The organism is Muricoprocola aceti, assembly GCF_025567005.1.
Classification (GTDB): Bacteria; Bacillota; Clostridia; order Lachnospirales; family Lachnospiraceae; genus Marvinbryantia; species Marvinbryantia aceti.
Map to the genome: position 1 here is coordinate 25378 of NZ_JAOQKE010000023.1, position 15979 is coordinate 41356.

The 15979-nt window shown below is 42.2% G+C and carries 18 protein-coding genes, 1 tRNA gene and 2 pseudogenes; 18 read left to right on the forward strand and 3 right to left on the reverse strand.

The window, feature by feature from the left end; translation table 11 throughout:
- Positions 1-493: 493 nt before the first annotated feature.
- From serS to OCV47_RS13675, 9 genes and pseudogenes are all read left to right on the forward strand, one after another.
- Complete coding sequence (gene serS / locus OCV47_RS13635) at positions 494-1783, forward strand: serine--tRNA ligase (RefSeq protein WP_256298397.1); 1290 nt, start codon at positions 494-496, stop codon at positions 1781-1783.
- Between the two features lie 35 nt (positions 1784-1818).
- Positions 1819-2700 carry a DUF3881 family protein gene (locus tag OCV47_RS13640; RefSeq protein WP_262655626.1) on the forward strand — a complete coding sequence of 294 codons (882 nt, stop codon included), beginning with the start codon at positions 1819-1821 and terminating at the stop codon, positions 2698-2700.
- A 202-nt stretch (positions 2701-2902) separates the two neighbouring features.
- Positions 2903-2974: transfer RNA gene (locus tag OCV47_RS13645), tRNA-Arg, on the forward strand.
- Positions 2975-3433: 459 nt separating this feature from the next.
- Positions 3434-4303 (forward strand): annotated as a pseudogene (locus OCV47_RS13650) (ParB/RepB/Spo0J family partition protein).
- 18 nt (positions 4304-4321) lie between these two features.
- Positions 4322-4792: pseudogene (locus OCV47_RS13655) on the forward strand (ParA family protein); the annotation flags it as partial.
- 222 nt (positions 4793-5014) lie between these two features.
- A complete protein-coding gene (locus OCV47_RS13660) occupies positions 5015-5338 on the forward strand; it encodes a helix-turn-helix domain-containing protein (protein WP_262655628.1) in 324 nt (107 codons plus the stop codon).
- Positions 5339-5395: 57 nt separating this feature from the next.
- The gene (locus OCV47_RS13665) at positions 5396-6115 is read left to right on the forward strand and encodes a hypothetical protein (protein WP_262655629.1); all 720 of its coding nucleotides are present in this window, start codon (positions 5396-5398) and stop codon (positions 6113-6115) included.
- A gap of 14 nt (positions 6116-6129) precedes the next feature.
- Entirely contained in the window at positions 6130-6468 is a 339-nt protein-coding gene (locus OCV47_RS13670; RefSeq protein WP_154432774.1) for an MmcQ/YjbR family DNA-binding protein, read from the forward strand.
- A complete protein-coding gene (locus OCV47_RS13675; protein ID WP_262655630.1) occupies positions 6465-6917 on the forward strand; it encodes a YaiI/YqxD family protein in 453 nt (150 codons plus the stop codon). Before OCV47_RS13670 ends, OCV47_RS13675 begins: the two co-directional genes overlap by 4 nt.
- 222 nt (positions 6918-7139) lie before the next feature.
- On the opposite strand, the gene OCV47_RS13680 is transcribed toward OCV47_RS13675, so the two are convergent.
- Positions 7140-7628, reverse strand: coding sequence for a serine hydrolase family protein (locus OCV47_RS13680; RefSeq protein WP_262655631.1), 489 nt, complete (start codon positions 7626-7628; stop codon positions 7140-7142).
- 442 nt (positions 7629-8070) lie between these two features.
- On the opposite strand from OCV47_RS13680, the gene OCV47_RS13685 reads away from it, so the two are divergent.
- The 8 genes from OCV47_RS13685 (at position 8071) to OCV47_RS13720 (ending at position 13867) form a co-directional block, all read left to right on the forward strand.
- Complete coding sequence (locus OCV47_RS13685; RefSeq protein WP_262655632.1) at positions 8071-8754, forward strand: transposase; 684 nt, start codon at positions 8071-8073, stop codon at positions 8752-8754.
- Entirely contained in the window at positions 8751-9671 is a 921-nt protein-coding gene (locus OCV47_RS13690) for an IS3 family transposase (protein WP_262655633.1), read from the forward strand. The genes OCV47_RS13685 and OCV47_RS13690 overlap by 4 nt, the downstream gene beginning before the upstream one ends.
- A gap of 184 nt (positions 9672-9855) precedes the next feature.
- Positions 9856-10107, forward strand: coding sequence for a DUF4367 domain-containing protein (locus tag OCV47_RS13695; protein WP_205840000.1), 252 nt, complete (start codon positions 9856-9858; stop codon positions 10105-10107).
- A gap of 161 nt (positions 10108-10268) precedes the next feature.
- Positions 10269-11015 carry an SDR family NAD(P)-dependent oxidoreductase gene (locus tag OCV47_RS13700; RefSeq protein ID WP_154433130.1) on the forward strand — a complete coding sequence of 249 codons (747 nt, stop codon included), beginning with the start codon at positions 10269-10271 and terminating at the stop codon, positions 11013-11015.
- Positions 11016-11074: 59 nt separating this feature from the next.
- Positions 11075-11464 (forward strand): rhodanese-like domain-containing protein, encoded by a 390-nt coding sequence (locus OCV47_RS13705; protein ID WP_154433131.1) that lies wholly within the window; start codon positions 11075-11077, stop codon positions 11462-11464.
- Positions 11465-11535: 71 nt separating this feature from the next.
- Positions 11536-11841 carry a thioredoxin gene (trxA, locus tag OCV47_RS13710; protein WP_154433132.1) on the forward strand — a complete coding sequence of 102 codons (306 nt, stop codon included), beginning with the start codon at positions 11536-11538 and terminating at the stop codon, positions 11839-11841.
- Positions 11842-11853: 12 nt separating this feature from the next.
- Complete coding sequence (locus OCV47_RS13715; RefSeq protein ID WP_262655634.1) at positions 11854-12174, forward strand: rhodanese-like domain-containing protein; 321 nt, start codon at positions 11854-11856, stop codon at positions 12172-12174.
- A gap of 1 nt (position 12175) precedes the next feature.
- Positions 12176-13867 (forward strand): FAD-dependent oxidoreductase, encoded by a 1692-nt coding sequence (locus tag OCV47_RS13720; protein ID WP_262655636.1) that lies wholly within the window; start codon positions 12176-12178, stop codon positions 13865-13867.
- Positions 13868-13960: 93 nt separating this feature from the next.
- Here OCV47_RS13720 and OCV47_RS13725 read toward each other — a convergent pair whose 3' ends face one another.
- Positions 13961-14716, reverse strand: coding sequence for a ZIP family metal transporter (locus tag OCV47_RS13725; RefSeq protein ID WP_262655637.1), 756 nt, complete (start codon positions 14714-14716; stop codon positions 13961-13963).
- A 16-nt stretch (positions 14717-14732) separates the two neighbouring features.
- Positions 14733-15392 carry a Crp/Fnr family transcriptional regulator gene (locus tag OCV47_RS13730; protein WP_262655638.1) on the reverse strand — a complete coding sequence of 220 codons (660 nt, stop codon included), beginning with the start codon at positions 15390-15392 and terminating at the stop codon, positions 14733-14735.
- Between the two features lie 135 nt (positions 15393-15527).
- Between OCV47_RS13730 and OCV47_RS13735 the strand changes: the two genes are divergently transcribed.
- A complete protein-coding gene (locus OCV47_RS13735) occupies positions 15528-15932 on the forward strand; it encodes a DUF134 domain-containing protein (RefSeq protein WP_262655639.1) in 405 nt (134 codons plus the stop codon).
- The last annotated feature ends 47 nt before the right edge of the window (positions 15933-15979 follow it).

Consider the following 15979-nt stretch of genomic DNA (forward strand, 5'->3'; position numbering starts at 1 on the left):
TGTTTTATAGAAACTTGCACTCTCATATGCTTCTTACATGTGAATAAGTAAGTTATAAACAAGAATAGCACTTTGAATATGAGATTGTTTTTCAACATGTATTTTGATAATTTAGTAAAAATAACGTAATAAAAGTAGAATTAAAAAATAAAAAGTCGTTTTTTGTAGAAAAAGAGAAGAAGATATATAAAATAAAAAAAGAGAATTATCCACAAAAAGTGGGTAAAATGTGTGTAATTTGTGAGTTATGTAAAGTATAAGGACTTTTTGCCAAAACAAAAAGAAAATTTTTCCAGAAAATCACATAATTCACACATAAATAAACGAAATTGTGAATAACATAGAATAATATGAATTATATAGTTATGTAAATTAACGAAGCATAAATTGGTTTACATAACTATATAGTATGAACCATAAATTTTCCTTTACGAATATTTAAAAATGCGGTATGATATTCAATGAATGTTTATGATACGGAGAGGGATAGAATATGTTAGATATCAAATTTGTAAGAGAAAATCCGGATGTTGTAAAACAGAATATTAAGAATAAATTTCAGGAGTCCAAGCTGGAACTGGTAGACGAAGTGATCGAGCTGGATCAGAAGAACAGAGATATCAAGAATGAACTGCAGTCTCTGCAGGCTAACAGAAATAAATTATCCAAGCAAATCGGTGCGCTGATGGGCCAGGGTAAGAAAGAAGAAGCAGAGGAAGTGAAAAAGCAGGTTACCGCACAGGCTGACCGTATGGCTGAGCTGTCTGCTGATGAAAAAGAAGTAGAAGAAAAGATCCGTAAGATCATGATGGTAATCCCAAATATCATTGATCCATCTGTGCCAATCGGTAAAGATGACAGTGAAAATGTAGAGATCGAAAGATTTGGTGAACCGGTGGTTCCTGAGTTTGAGATTCCTTATCATACTGATATTATGGAACGTTTTGATGGAATTGATATGGATGCTGCCGGAAGAGTAGCTGGTAATGGATTCTATTACCTGATGGGTGATATTGCAAGAATTCATTCTTCTGTTCTGGCTTATGCGAGAGATTTTATGATTGACCGTGGATTTACGTACTGTATCCCGCCTTTCATGATCAGAAGTGCTGTTGTAGATGGCGTTATGAGCTTCTCTGAGATGGAATCTATGATGTATAAGATCGAGGGAGAAGATCTGTATCTGATCGGAACCAGTGAACATTCTATGATTGGTAAATTTATCGATACCATGACACCGGAAGAAGAGCTGCCAAAGACTCTGACCAGCTATTCTCCATGTTTCCGTAAGGAAAAGGGTGCGCACGGTATTGAAGAACGCGGTGTATATCGTATTCATCAGTTTGAAAAGCAGGAAATGATCGTTGTCTGCAAGCCAGAGGAAAGTAAGATCTGGTACGATAAATTATGGCAGAACACCGTAGATCTGTTCCGTTCTCTGGATATTCCGGTTCGTACATTGGAATGCTGTTCTGGTGACCTGGCAGACCTGAAAGTAAAATCGTGTGACGTTGAAGCATGGTCTCCTCGTCAGAAGAAGTATTTTGAAGTAGGAAGCTGTTCTAACCTGGGGGATGCACAGGCTCGTCGTCTGAGAATCCGTGTAAAAGGAAAAGATGGCAAGAAGTATCTGGCACATACCTTAAATAATACAGTAGTAGCACCACCACGTATGCTGATTGCATTCCTGGAGAACAATTTGAATGCAGATGGAAGTGTTAATATTCCAAAGGCACTGCAGCCATATATGGGCGGTATTGAAAAGATTGTTCCAAAGCATTAATGGCATGGTATTTGTGAATAACGGGAGATAGATTTATGCACAGTTTTTTGCGCAGCGTAGGATTTAGTAACATAAAAGACAGAAAAGGCATAGATGAACTGATCAGGGATGTATGTCTTAATTGTGATACGCGAAATGCAGTAAGACTGGATCATGGACAGGCATTTGTAGAGTACAGAAAAGAATTCGGACCTGGACTCGGTCTGGCTGTGTGTGGAGAACTGGATGAAAGTGGATTTCATCAGGACTATTATTTCCCGTATTTTCATACAGATACAGTCAGCAGTGAAGAAGATTTGTCCATTGAAAAGCATGGAGGAGAAGATTCCTTTGCCGGTGTCTGTGAAGATAACCGGCTGGGAACTTCTCTGATCTTTTACGTGCAAAATACAGTTGACTATATGCGTGCATGTCTTGTAAAATGGAGTGTAGGAAATCGACTGAGTACATCGTTGACGGCATTGGCTTCTGATGGCAAAATATTGCTCCCGATGTATAAAGATGCGGAGCAGGTGCTTTCGGATAAAGAAGCTTTGAATACCCGTTCCCAGATGATCAATGCTGCAAAGAACGGAGATCAGGATGCGATTGAGAGCCTGACACTGGAAGAAATGGATACTTACAGTATGATTTCCAGAAGAATTCAGACAGAGGATGTATTTTCTATCGTAGATACATTCTTTATGCCGTTTGGTATGGAATGCGACCATTACCAGATCATGGGAGAGATCCTGAAATATCATAAAGTGAGAAATATGCGCAGCAAGGAATATCTGTATCAGATGAAGGTTCTTTGTAATGATATTGAGATGGATGTCTGCATTAATGAAGCAGATCTGTTGGGTGATCCAGAAGTAGGTCGCAGATTCAAGGGAAATGTCTGGCTTCAGGGATACATTAACTTCCCGGAAGAATAGAGTGATAAGTTCTCTTAATTTAATGTATAGAATAAGTGCCTCCTAAGAAGGAGCCGTGGCTTTCCCCATTCTGGCGGATGCTCTACTGTTAATAAAATGAATAATCTGATGATATCCAGCTAATTAAAATTAGCTGAAAATCATAAAACGGTTACCGAACCAAAGTGGCAAAAACCCAGTGTTTAAGCCAAAAATCGGTAATGTCCTCTTAGTTTAACGGATAAAACAAGCGCCTCCTAAGCGCTAGCTGTGGGTTCGATTCCCGCAGGGGACGGTTACTAAAAAAGCGGTAATGATTAGCAGAAAATGCTATATCATGAGCCGTTTTTTTCTTTTCGATGAGATAAGAAAAGGCAGGCAGGGAATGAATTTCCAGCTAATTTGAAACGATTTTCGTTAGCTGGCAGCTAATTAAAAATACTGTTTTGCAAACGGGATAATTTGAACTTCCTGCTAACATCGGGGTTCGTTCCTGTTGAAACCTCAGATTGGGGATGTAAAACAGGGTAAAGCGGTGTAAAATCCTTCTCTGAAAGGAACTTCTGTAAACTTCTATTAGCTGAAACAATAGAATATTTCATTAGCTGTAGCTAAGTCAAAGAAACCTCCACTGGAGCTTCCTTTGACATGCTAAGGCATGGCAAGCGAGATGCTCGTTTGGATCAGATTCAAATATAAGAATCTAATCTGAACGGGCATTTTTTGTTTGGATTATAGGAAAAGGAGGAGTTCAATGGCAGGAAAAGAAGCAGCCACTCGGTTTGATGATGAACAGATAATTGAAATTGAGATTGAAAGGCTCAGATCTTTTAAAGATCATCCATTCAAGGTTGAAGATGATAAAGATATGCATCTTCCGAAAGACAGCATAAAGAAATATGGTGTTTTAAATCCGCTAATCGTAAGGCCGGTACCAGATGGTGTATACGAAATCATTTCTGGTCACAGAAGAAGATATGCGGCACAGCAACTTGGATATCGGAAAGTGCCTGTGATCATTCGGGTTATGAACGATGAGGAAGCCATTATAAAAATGGTGGATTCTAATCTTCAAAGGGAACGGATCAGTTACAGTGAGAAAGCTTTTGCTTACAAAATGAAGAATGATGCTATGAAAAGGACTGCTGGAAGACCGCGTAGCCAAATCGACCACAATTTAAAAGGAAAGAGAACAGTGGAAATTATCGCAGAAGAAACAGGTGAAAGTCCAAAGCAGGTGCAAAGATATATTACTCTTACGAACCTGATTCCAGAGCTTTTACAGCAGTTAGACGATGAACTGATTTCCTTCAATCCGGCAGTTGAACTGGCAGCATTAAAGGAAAAGGAACAAAAACAGCTAATCGAAGCCATGGATTATGCTCAGTCAGTGCCCTCTCTTTCTCAGGCACAGCGAATAAAAAAATTGAGCAAAGATGGAAAGCTGACTTTAGAAAAGATGCAGGAAATTCTCAGTGAAATAAAAAAAGGAGAAATAACAAGAGTCACATTTACAAATGAATAGCTTCACAGATATTTTCCAAACAACTATACGCCGGAAATGATGAAGCGTGAAATCGTAGCAATCTTAAAAATATGGATGGAACAATACTGGGACAAATAAGAAACGGAGGAATGAAGAATGTGTAAAGTAATCGCTGTTACAAATCAGAAAGGCGGAGTCGGAAAAACCACGACAACCGTAAATTTGGGGATTGGTCTTGCAAAAGAAGGAAAAAAAGTGCTGTTGATTGATGCAGATCCACAGGGAAGTCTGACTGCCAGTCTTGGATATGTGGAACCGGATGATATTGGCATTACTCTGGCAACCATCATGCTGGCGGTGATCAATGAGGAAGAAATACAACCGGATGACGGAATCCTTCATCATGAGGAAAAGGTGGATCTGTTACCAGCAAATATTGAACTATCAGCTTTGGAAGTGACACTGGGAAATGTAATGAGCAGAGAAATGATCATGAAGGATTATATCGAAATGATAAGAGAACGATACGATTATATTCTGATCGATTGTATGCCCAGCCTGGGAATGATGACGATCAATGCGCTGGTTGCTTCGGATGCGGTTCTGATTCCGGTACAGGCAGCATATAAATACATAGATATTCCTGATAACGATAGTAATAATATCAGACCATCATGAGTAAATTGATGCAGAACAGGGAATAAATATGATATACTAATGTAGTTCCTTATTTTTTTACCTGTATACTTCGTTATACCTAAGTATTTTGCATTGGAATATACAATCTGATAAGTTTCCTTAATTATAAGTACAATAAGGGTATCATATCGGAAATGAGGTGTAGAATACTTGCAAACTGAGAACTATATTATTGCCAGGATTGAGCAGTTGTGTGAAAAAAAGAAATTTAGTAGGTACAGACTCGCTCAGAAATCTGGAATTGCCCAGTCATCTATTTCTACATTGCTAAACAGGAAGAGTGTTCCAACGATTCAGACTCTTGAGAAAATATGTGAGGGATTCGATATCACCCTTGCCCAGTTTTTTGCAGGTGATGAAGAAATTCCTGATTTAACAGCAGATCAGAAACAGATGCTTTCTGACTGGAATGCGATGGATGAACATCAAAAAGAGCTGGTAAAAGCGTATATACAGGGCATTATTAGAAAATAAGGACGTCTGTGCTGAGGGATGGCATAGTACGTCCTTATTTCAGCTTCGGGGGTTTTTATGAAAAGAAGTAATATTTTATGCTTTGTACTTATATTAGGGATTACTCTTTGTGGTTGTCAGACGCAGCCTGCAAAAACATCAACAACAAAACAACAGTTGGATCAGATGGATTATGAATCTGATGATGACTTTGAACTGTCTCTTCAATCATCAATCGGTAAAGAACAATGCTTTATTTGCGGAACACCGGCTGGTGGACTTCTGGAATATTATAGAAAATTCGATTCAATTGGGATTATCCATTGGGCCGATATGTCAGTCACTGACACCCGGATCCGAGAATATGATAATGATGGAAATGAAAAGATTGATTCTGGGTATATGAGCACAATGGTAAATTCTTTTGGAGAGGATTATGGTTCTATTATGACACACTCTCAACCGGATAGATGTATTGCGGAACCCAATATACACCTTGGAGAGATAGATACGATAGACTGTGAAACTCTCAAAGATCAATTGTGTCAGGATTGTCTGGATAAGGTGTGTGAATTTTATGAAGATCAGGTAAACAGTGATAATGATGAATATCTGGAAAGCACAGGGTACTCACTGATTGATTTTACAACAAGAGAACTTTATACCCTATCTGATCCGTATCGGGGATATAGTATTCGGGATTATATGATCCGATATGATTATAGAGAACAGGGAGACGGAGAAAAGTATATAGATTTGTTAATCTTCTATGCTCCGATCCGGGGAGAGGAAGGTTAAGAAAAGAGGAAACTATGCAGACAAGGCAGGAGGCAATACAATATTGCCATTCATTTCAAGATGTATATGAAGATTATCCTTTTCATGATGATAACTGGTGTGTTATGCGTCATAAGGGAAATAAGAAAACATTTGCGCTTATTTATGATAAAGATGGTTATGTATGGATAAATGTAAAATGTGATCCGGAATGGAGAGAGTTCTGGAGAAATGCTTTTGAATCTGTGATCCCAGCTTATCATATGAACAAGACACACTGGAATTCTATTATCTTGGATGGCTCTGTTCCTGATAAAGATATCTGGCGGATGATCGGGGAAAGTTATGATCTGACGAAAGGAAAGAAAAAATGAGGATATTAGTAGATGCGGATTCCTGTCCTGTGGTGTCAATCGTAGAAAAAACAGCAAAGAAATATGAAATCCCTGTTGTTCTTTTATGTGATACAAACCATGTTTTATATTCAGATTACAGTGAAGTAATCACAGTGGGAGCCGGTGCTGATGCAGTAGATTTTAAACTGGTCAGTCTGTGCCAGAAAGGAGACATTGTTGTAACGCAGGATTATGGTGTCGCGGCAATGATTCTGGGAAAAGGTGCTTATGGTATCCATCAGAGCGGTAAATGGTATACAAATGAAAATATAGATCAAATGCTGATAGAGCGATATCTAGCGAAGAAAGCCAGAAACGCAAAGAAAAAACGTCATTTGAAAGGTTCGTCTAAAAGGACGGAGGAAGACGATAAAAGGTTTGAAGTGTTTTTGAATAAATTGATTGAGATGTATATTAAGGATAGGTAGCAGAAAAATAAGGACGTAGGCTTTCACTCCCCTATGTCCTGCTTATTCTATTCCAATTCTACAAACTGAAATTGAACAAAATCGCTGCGCGATGGCCTGCCAAGGCTGTGGCGCAGCTTTTTACTTTTTCTAAAAAAGGCAGTGACAGGATTGGCCCAAGATAGTATTGTTAAAGTACCACCAATAACAAACTTCAAACACGGGCTTAGTCCCAACAACTGCCTATGAAAAGAATATCATCTTTAGGCTGCTTACACAAGCAGTTTTATTTTGCAAATTTTTTGAAAACAGCAAGTTCTCTCGCCAAAACATCGGTATCTTTGCATAACCATTTTCCAATGCTTCTTGATAATACTCATCGAACCATCCTTTGAACACTCCTATACCATCATGACATGCACCAGACCAACTTATCGCAAATTTTATCGAATGGACTTCTTTTAATAGCTCTGCCATTACACGGGCTCCTTGACTAAATCCTAAAATACCAATATTGTTACAGTCAATAAAGTCCTGCGTGTAAAGATACTGATAAACTTTTTTTGCATCATTCACTTCTCCACAAAAGCTTAATTTCGTTTGGCAAGCCTTACTATCACCGCATCCTGCATAATCAAGACGAATTGAAGCAATGCCGATGCTCAATAATCTTTTGGACATTTCTGCAAACAAATTACCGACTTCTTTTTTTGTGATCCTGTTCCATGGCATAGAATCACCGCTGGCATTTTTTCGTGTTTTTGGGAATAAGAAAACACTGCTGGGATAGCGTATTCTGTATTATATATTGTAATTAGTTTTTCCATATCTTGTTCTCCTCTATTTTCGATTTGTATAGCCTCTCTTAACATCTATTCCACTGCCTGCACCCTCTCCAAATGGTCGAGTTGCCGGATTGGTTGTCACCCTTTTTCATTTTCCAAAAATCATCCCAAAATGCCTGACATCTAATCCACTGCCTCAAATCGTGACATCTAATCCGAGGTTACAACCTGACATACATTTTGCAGTAGATATGTTTCCATATAAGAAAACCGAGCTTCTTCAGAAGTCTGGCTTCAAATCCCAACCTCCGAAAAAGCCCGGAAATGATATGCTCCCCATATGGTAGACAATGGAAATATCCAAAATCTATCATATGAGGAGTATTTTTATGTCTAAAAAGAAATATAGTAAGGAATTCAAATTGAAGGTGTTAAAGGAACATGAAGAGGGAGCTTCTTTTTATTCCCTAGAAAAGAAATATGACATTGTACTCGGTACAGTAAAAAGATGGAATGCAGTTTTCAAAGCACATGGAGAAACAGCTCTTGATCGCCACAATAGCAATCTATGTAGATATTCCGCAGAGTTTAAGCAAAGAGTCGTTTCTGACTATTTATCCGGAGGTGGTTCTTTCGAATCTATCGCTGTAAAATACGGTATTCACGCAGAAAGTACTGTTTTAAAGTGGGTAAAGCAGTATAATAGTCATGAGGAATTAACTGATTCACGGAAGGTTAGGGATTATTTCATGGCAAAAGATATCAAGTCAAGAAAGACAACTCTTGAGGAGCGTATAAGGATAGTTGAGCATTGTGTCTCGCATTCAAATGATTATTCAGCGACTGCAAAAGAATTTAATTGTTCGTATGGGCAGGTTTATTCATGGGTAAATAAGTATAGCAAAAAAGGTGTCGATGGTCTTAAAGACGGTCGTGGGCGTAATAAATCAGCGGATGAACTGAGTGAATTGGAAAAACTCAGAGCTGAGAATAGACTATTGAAAGCAGAAAAGAAACGACAACAAATAGAGATTGATTTATTAAAAAAACTAGAAGAAATCGAGAGGAGGTGACACTGCGCAGAATAAGACATCATGATTCATATATTGCTATAAAGGAGCTTTCTGAAGAGCATTCTGAGTATCCGGTCAGTACTATGTGCGAAATTCTGAAAATCAATAGAGCTGCCTACTACAAATGGAAAAATCATGCTAACAGCGAAAATGATGACCTTAATGAACTTATAGCGGAAAAGGTTCTTAAAATTCATGGAGAACATCCTGATATGGGCTATAGACGCATCAGAGACACTCTTGCACATGATTATAACATAAATGTCAATGATAAAAGGGTCTTGCGAGTATGTCGTAAGAAAAAAGTTCAGTCTTATATAAAACACAGATATAATTGCTGCACAAAACCAGCTTCAGACCCAGCTTATATTGCTGAAAATGTGTTAAATCGTGAGTTTAAGTCAGATAAACCTAATGAAAAATGGCTTACAGATGTGTCTGAATTTAAATATGGAACTGGTGATGACGAAAAAAAGGGGAAAATATATTTGAGTGTCATATTGGATCTGTGTGGAAAGCGCCCTGTGGCATATGAATACAGTGATCATAATGATAATCCGCTCGTCTTTAATACTTTTGATAAGGCATTAGCAGCGAATCCTGGAGCAACACCTCTTTTTCATTCTGACAGAGGCTACCAGTATACTTCCAAAACCTTCCGCCAGAAGATAATTGATGCCGGAATGAGCCAAAGTATGTCAAGAGTTGCCAGATGCATTGATAATGGACCTATGGAAGGATTCTGGGGAATTATGAAACGTGAAATGTATTATGGGAAAAAGTACAAAACTAAGGACGAACTGATAAAAGCAATTGAAGAATATATAGATTATTACACAAATAAGCGGGTACAAAGAAATCTTTGTATCTTAACTCCACAGGAGTATTATGAAAAGCATCTGCTGGAAGCAGCATAAAAACTGCCCGGCATAACACCGGGCAGAAAATATTTTTTGTTTTTTTAATTGTCTACTTGACGGGTAGCACACCAAAATACGCCGCTTTCTGGCACTTGATTTTATTTCCTTGACATCAATACTACCGTCTCCACATGGGTCGAGACAATGGCTTGAATGTCCGCAGTACACGGAAATAAATCATATGCCGGTGTATGAGGGAACATATCAGGTCTATACAGAAGCCCTGGGTGTGCTTTTCCCGGTTGACAGTATGGACAGCTGTGAGGAAATGATGATTCAGGACTGGCCGGGCGCTCTTTACAAGAAAGATGACACGGCATTTCTCTGTTGGACTTATTCTCCGGAAGTCACTTATGTTCTGGAATACACTCCAAGCAAAATTGATGATTCCGAAATCATCAAGATGGCTGAAAGTGCAGAACCTGTAAAATAAAAACCACAGTCTACACTTCAAATCGGAGCGTGACTGTGACTTTTTATTTATGCACGGGCATGATTTTTCTATCATTCCTTCTTGGAAAAATGTGATTTTATCACGGAGAGCGCCTCCGAAACAGGTTATACTACAAATACAAAACACAAGGAGGTATTCTTATGAGACTGAAAGATAAAGTTGCAATCATCACCGGAGGCAGCCGTGGCATTGGCTACGCTACCGCAGACAAATTTTTGAAGGAAGGTGCTACGGTAATCCTGACCGCAAGCTCACAAGGTTCTGCTGACAAAGCGGTTGCGCAGCTGAAAGAAAAGTACCCTGATGCAACAGTTGCGGGAATCAGTCCTAACCTGTCCAATTTGGAATCTGTCCGCAATGCGTTCCGAGAAGCTGCCTCAAAATACGGTTGCATTGATATTCTGGTGAACAATGCCGGTGTATCCGAAAGCACTCCCTTTACCGAGTATACGGAGGAAACCTTTGATAAGGTTATGGATCTGAATGTAAAAGGCGTGTTCAATGCTACAAGAGCCGCCAGTGAGTGCATGATTGCAAAAGGTCAAGGTGTTATTCTTTCCACCTCCTCAATGGTCAGCATTTACGGCCAGCCCAGTGGCTTTGCTTATCCCGCATCCAAATTTGCTGTCAATGGCCTGACGGTTTCCCTTGCCCGAGAATTGGGTCCGAAGGGTATTCGAGTGAATGCAGTCGCTCCCGGTATTACCCTGACCGATATGATGAAGGCTGTTCCCAAGGAAGTAATTGATCCGCTCATCAAGCAGATCCCTCTGCGCCGCCTGGGTCAGCCGGAGGATATTGCCAATGCATTTGTGTTCCTGGCATCTGACGAAGCATCCTATATCACGGGCGTTGTGCTCAGTGTAGACGGAATGGCAAGAACATAAAAAAGGAAACAGGGCAGCTGGAAACGGCTGCCCTATCTTCAAAATATGGAGGTATACACATGAAAAGAATCATTCCCATTTTAATGACTTTACTGCTTCTCTCTGGTTGTGCAACGCAATCCGCTGAAAAAACCTATCGACAGATTACTATGGAGGAAGCTATTACGATGATGGAGGAGGAAACCGGATACATCATCCTCGATGTTCGTACTGCTCAGGAATATAGCGAAAAGCATATTCCCGGTGCTATCAATATTGCCAACGAATCCATTGGCACAGAGGATATCTCTGAACTGCCGGATAAAGATCAGCTGATTCTGGTATACTGCCGCAGCGGTAATCGGAGTAAGCAGGCATCTGAAAAACTGGTGAAACTGGGCTACACCAATATCATTGAGATCGGCGGAATTAATAGTTGGCCCGGTGAAACAGTCACCGGCGATAAGTGATAAAATCACAGAACAAGAAACGACTACTGGATATAATAAAGCCATAAAAAAGAAAACAGGAGGACATAAATATGTCTGCTATCAGTGTTAATAGAAACAATTTCAATCAAGAGGTTTTGAACTCGGACAAGCCCGTCCTGATGGATTTCTGGGCTCCCTGGTGTGGTCCTTGCCGCATGGTAGTTCCTCTGGTAGAGGAGATTGCCAAGGAGCGCTCCGATATCAAGGTTGTTAAAATTAATGTGGATGAGGAACAGGAACTGGCTATGCAGTTCGGTGTGATGAGCATACCCACTCTGGTGGTTATGAAGAACGGAAAGATTGTCAATCAAGTCACCGGTGCCAGACCTAAGGCTCAGATTCTCGCCATGCTGTAAGGAGGTGCAAAGATGAGATTCTTCGATTTCCTGAAAGGCCCTGACATCAATCAGGGTGTCAAAGAATATAGCACTACGGATGGCGCAGTCCTGCTGGATGTTCGCACCCCCGACGAATACCGGCAGGGGCATATCCCCGGCAGTAAAAATCTTCCTTTGCAGTCCATTGACAAAGTGGCTGGCATGATTGACAATAAAGCTACCCCCATCTTTGTACACTGTCTCAGTGGTGCAAGAAGCCGCCAGGCAGCTGCTGTTTTGCAGCAGCTGGGTTATACCAACGTGAAAAACATAGGCGGAATTTCCGCTTATGCAGGAAAGGTGGAACGATAATATGAAAGTTGTCATTGTAGGCGGTGTGGCAGGCGGTGCTACCGCTGCCGCCCGTATTCGCAGACTGAATGAGCAAGCAGAAATCGTAGTTTTTGAGCGCTCGGGGTATATCTCCTATGCCAACTGTGGTCTGCCATACTATATCGGTGATGTGATTACCGATCGGTCGGATCTGACCCTCCAGACCCCGGAAAGCTTCTTCTCCCGGTTCCGTGTGAACATGAATGTGCGCCATGAGGTCACAGCGATTCATCCTGAAGAAAAAACCGTTTCCGTGAAAAATCTGGAAACCGGTGAGGAGTTCGAGGAGAGCTATGACAAGCTGATTCTCTCTCCCGGAGCCAAGCCTACCCAGCCCCGGCTTCCCGGTGTAGGTCTTGATAAGCTGTTCACCCTGCGTACTGTTGAGGATACCTTCCATATCAAGGATTACATCAATGCAAACCATCCCAAATCCGCTGTACTGGCAGGCGGTGGCTTCATTGGATTGGAGCTGGCAGAAAACCTGCGAGAGCTGGGGATGGATGTCATCATTGTCCAGCGTCCAAAACAGCTTATGAATCCCTTTGATGCCGATATGGCTTCTTTCATCCATAATGAAATGCGCAAGCACGGTGTAAAGCTGGCACTTGGTCATACCGTAGAAGGGTTTGAGGAAAGGGACGGCGGCGTGGATGTGCTGCTGAAAGACGAACAGCCTCTCCATGCGGATATGGTAATCCTGGCCATTGGTGTTTCTCCCGAAACCACCCTTGCAAAGGATGCCGGGTTGGAACTGGGCATTAAAGGAAGTATTGTGGTCAATGACCGAATGGAAACCTCCATTTCCGACATCTATGCCGTGGGCGATGCGGTGCAGGTGAAGCACTTCGTCACCGGGCAGGATGCTCTGATCTCTTTGGCTGGCCCTGCCAATAAACAGGGACGAATCGCTGCGGACAACATCTGTGGCGGAGACAGCCATTATACCGGCTCCCAAGGCAGCAGTGTCATCAAGATCTTTGGCATGACTGCCGCTACTACCGGCGTAAATGAGACCAACGCCAGAAAAACAGGGCTGGATGTTGATACGGTTATCCTGTCGCCCATGAGCCATGCAGGTTACTACCCCGGCGGGAAAGTCATGACAATGAAGGTGGTCTTTGAAAAGGCGACTTATCGCCTGCTGGGTGCGCAGATCGTAGGCTATGAAGGTGTGGATAAGCGCATTGATGTGCTGGCCACCGCTATCAGGGCAGGAATGAAAGCCACGGAACTGAAGGATCTTGATCTGGCCTACGCACCGCCTTATTCCTCTGCGAAAGACCCGGTAAATATGGCTGGCTTTATGGTTGAGAATATCGCAAACGGTGTTCTGAAACAATGGCATCTGGAAGATGCAGATCGTCTTCCTCGTGACGGAAGCATAACTCTGTTGGACACCCGCACTGTGGAAGAATTCGCACACGGACACATTGACGGCTTCTTTAACATCCCGGTGGACGAGCTGCGGGAGCGGCTGGGTGAGCTGGACAAGCGTAAGCCTGTCTACGTCATCTGTCAGAGCGGTCTGCGCAGCTACATTGCCTGTCGTATCCTGGCCGGAAACGGCTTTGACTGCTATAACTTCTCCGGCGGCTTCCGTTTCTATGATGCTGTGACCAATGATCGCTGTCTCATTGAATCGGCTACGGCCTGCGGAATGGACAAATAAACAACCGCCGCATCTCTCCAACAATTTTGGTAGAGATGCGGCGGATTTTCATCCTCTGACTGCAGCAAACATTTCAAACATCTGAATCACACTTTACCCCAAAAAGAAATCACTGACCAGCATCACACAGAATCCGGCCAGGAGCGCATAGGTTGCTCCGGTCTCGCTGCCGTGGGCATGGGTTTCGGGAATCATTTCATCGCTGATGACATAGAGCATGGTTCCTCCCGCAAAGGCCAGAGCAAAGGGGAGAATGGCCGAAGCAATGCTTACGGCCCAATATCCCAGAAGCGTACCGACGACTTCGATCAGCCCGGTCACCATGGCGCAGACAAAGGTTTTTACCGGGGATACGCCTGCTGCCAGCATGGGCGCAATGATCACCATGCCTTCGGGGATGTTCTGCAGGGCGATACCGCAGGCGATCATCATCGCCTGCGCCGTGTCTTCACTTCCAAAGCTGACACCGGCGGCAATCCCCTCCGGCAGGTTATGGATCGCGATGGCTGTGACAAACAGCAATACCTTGTCAAGGTTGGTGCTGTGGTGTGTTTCTGTATCGGTTCCCACCAGCCTATGCAGGTGGGGAACCAGCTTATCAATGAGATTCAGGCACACCGCCCCAGTAAAGATCCCGATGATGGAAACGAGGAGCCCATGGGTTCCGCCATAATTGAGAGATGGCAGAATCAGTCCCAGTACAGCCGCAGACAGCATAACACCTGCCGCAAAGGACAGCACTATGTCGGAGAATTTGTGGGAGATATTCCGAAAGACAAAGCCAATGAGACTTCCAAAAATGGTCGCGCCCCCAACGCCGAGGGCGGTGAGCAATACGATTTTCATCATCAACGATACAGGTCTTCTATGTATCAGAAAGTTCCTGCAATCTCCTTTCTTCACAAATCTCCACGGTGCCCCGCGCCAGCTTCACCATACCCTCGTTCTGGAAATAGCGAAGCATTCGGGTAACTACCTCACGGGCGGTGCCCATGTGGCCCGCAATGGTTTCATGGGTAATCTTGAGGATGTTTGTTTCCTCTAAGCTGCATTCCTCCAGCAGAAATTCTGCCAGCCTTTTATCAAAGCTTTTCCACATGATCTGCTCCATGAGCCACATAACCTCAGAAAAACGGGTAGCCATAATTTCGTTGGTAAAATTAGCTACCACAGCAGACTCTTTCATAATGCGCTGATAAGTGTCAGCAGAAATAACCCACATCGTGGTATCCTTCTGCGCCTCAATGGTGATCTCAAACTGAATGCTGTTCATCATACAGGAGGCGGAAAACAGGCAAATATCCCGATCAAACAAACGATAGAGGCTAATCTCCCGTCCTTCATCGGAAAGAATATAGGCACGAAGCTGTCCGCTTCTTACCAGCAGAAGACCGGTACACTCCACAGTTCCGTTGTGAATCACAGTCCCTTTGTCCACTTTTCGTAAAACTGCATTTCGCTCCAAAATCTGCTGTTGGGTCGGTGTCAGTTTGTTCCAAATTGGAAAATAGGATGAAAAATCCATGGGTACACCTCCTTGAATACACATAGTATAAAACAATTTATAGCATATGTCAATAATTCCGTTGACATATAGGAAAAGGAGATGTACAATGGTCGTATAAATGGCATATGCCGCAAATAATATGGAGGTGAATCTATGCCAAGACCGAGAAAATGCAGAAAAGTTTGTTGTTTGCCGGATAATGATGGTTTTGTTCCGGTTCGTGGCGGCGAGGAACTGACTCCCATTGTCCTGAATGTGGATGAGTATGAATCCATTCGCCTGATTGACCGTGAAGGTTTTTCTCAGGAGCAATGCGGAGAATATATGCGTATTGCCAGAACAACGGTTCAGCAGATTTATGCAACTGCCCGCAAAAAACTGGCCGATGCGCTGGTTGAGGGACTTCCTCTGCGAATCGAGGGAGGGGATTTTACACTCTGCAGCGGAAACAGCGCAGCCTACGGGTGCAAAAATTGCTATCAGCAAAAAATCCATCCGATGCACGAAAAACCGAAAGTCCAGCTAATAAATGTCAATAAGAAATTTAAAAAATATTGATTATATTTTAGGACTAAAAAAGGGCGCACTTATCCCTTGGTGAAAAT

Coding starts and splice junctions, on each gene's coding strand:
- serS (WP_256298397.1), top strand. CDS start 494: ATGTTAGATATCAAATTTGTAAGAGAAAATCCGGATGTTGTAAAACAG.
- OCV47_RS13640 (WP_262655626.1), top strand. CDS start 1,819: ATGCACAGTTTTTTGCGCAGCGTAGGATTTAGTAACATAAAAGACAGA.
- OCV47_RS13665 (WP_262655629.1), top strand. CDS start 5,396: ATGAAAAGAAGTAATATTTTATGCTTTGTACTTATATTAGGGATTACT.
- OCV47_RS13670 (WP_154432774.1), top strand. CDS start 6,130: ATGCAGACAAGGCAGGAGGCAATACAATATTGCCATTCATTTCAAGAT.
- OCV47_RS13675 (WP_262655630.1), top strand. CDS start 6,465: ATGAGGATATTAGTAGATGCGGATTCCTGTCCTGTGGTGTCAATCGTA.
- OCV47_RS13680 (WP_262655631.1), bottom strand. CDS start 7,628: ATGCCATGGAACAGGATCACAAAAAAAGAAGTCGGTAATTTGTTTGCA.
- OCV47_RS13685 (WP_262655632.1), top strand. CDS start 8,071: ATGTCTAAAAAGAAATATAGTAAGGAATTCAAATTGAAGGTGTTAAAG.
- OCV47_RS13695 (WP_205840000.1), top strand. CDS start 9,856: ATGCCGGTGTATGAGGGAACATATCAGGTCTATACAGAAGCCCTGGGT.
- OCV47_RS13700 (WP_154433130.1), top strand. CDS start 10,269: ATGAGACTGAAAGATAAAGTTGCAATCATCACCGGAGGCAGCCGTGGC.
- OCV47_RS13705 (WP_154433131.1), top strand. CDS start 11,075: ATGAAAAGAATCATTCCCATTTTAATGACTTTACTGCTTCTCTCTGGT.
- trxA (WP_154433132.1), top strand. CDS start 11,536: ATGTCTGCTATCAGTGTTAATAGAAACAATTTCAATCAAGAGGTTTTG.
- OCV47_RS13715 (WP_262655634.1), top strand. CDS start 11,854: ATGAGATTCTTCGATTTCCTGAAAGGCCCTGACATCAATCAGGGTGTC.
- OCV47_RS13720 (WP_262655636.1), top strand. CDS start 12,176: ATGAAAGTTGTCATTGTAGGCGGTGTGGCAGGCGGTGCTACCGCTGCC.
- OCV47_RS13725 (WP_262655637.1), bottom strand. CDS start 14,716: ATGATGAAAATCGTATTGCTCACCGCCCTCGGCGTTGGGGGCGCGACC.
- OCV47_RS13730 (WP_262655638.1), bottom strand. CDS start 15,392: ATGGATTTTTCATCCTATTTTCCAATTTGGAACAAACTGACACCGACC.
- OCV47_RS13735 (WP_262655639.1), top strand. CDS start 15,528: ATGCCAAGACCGAGAAAATGCAGAAAAGTTTGTTGTTTGCCGGATAAT.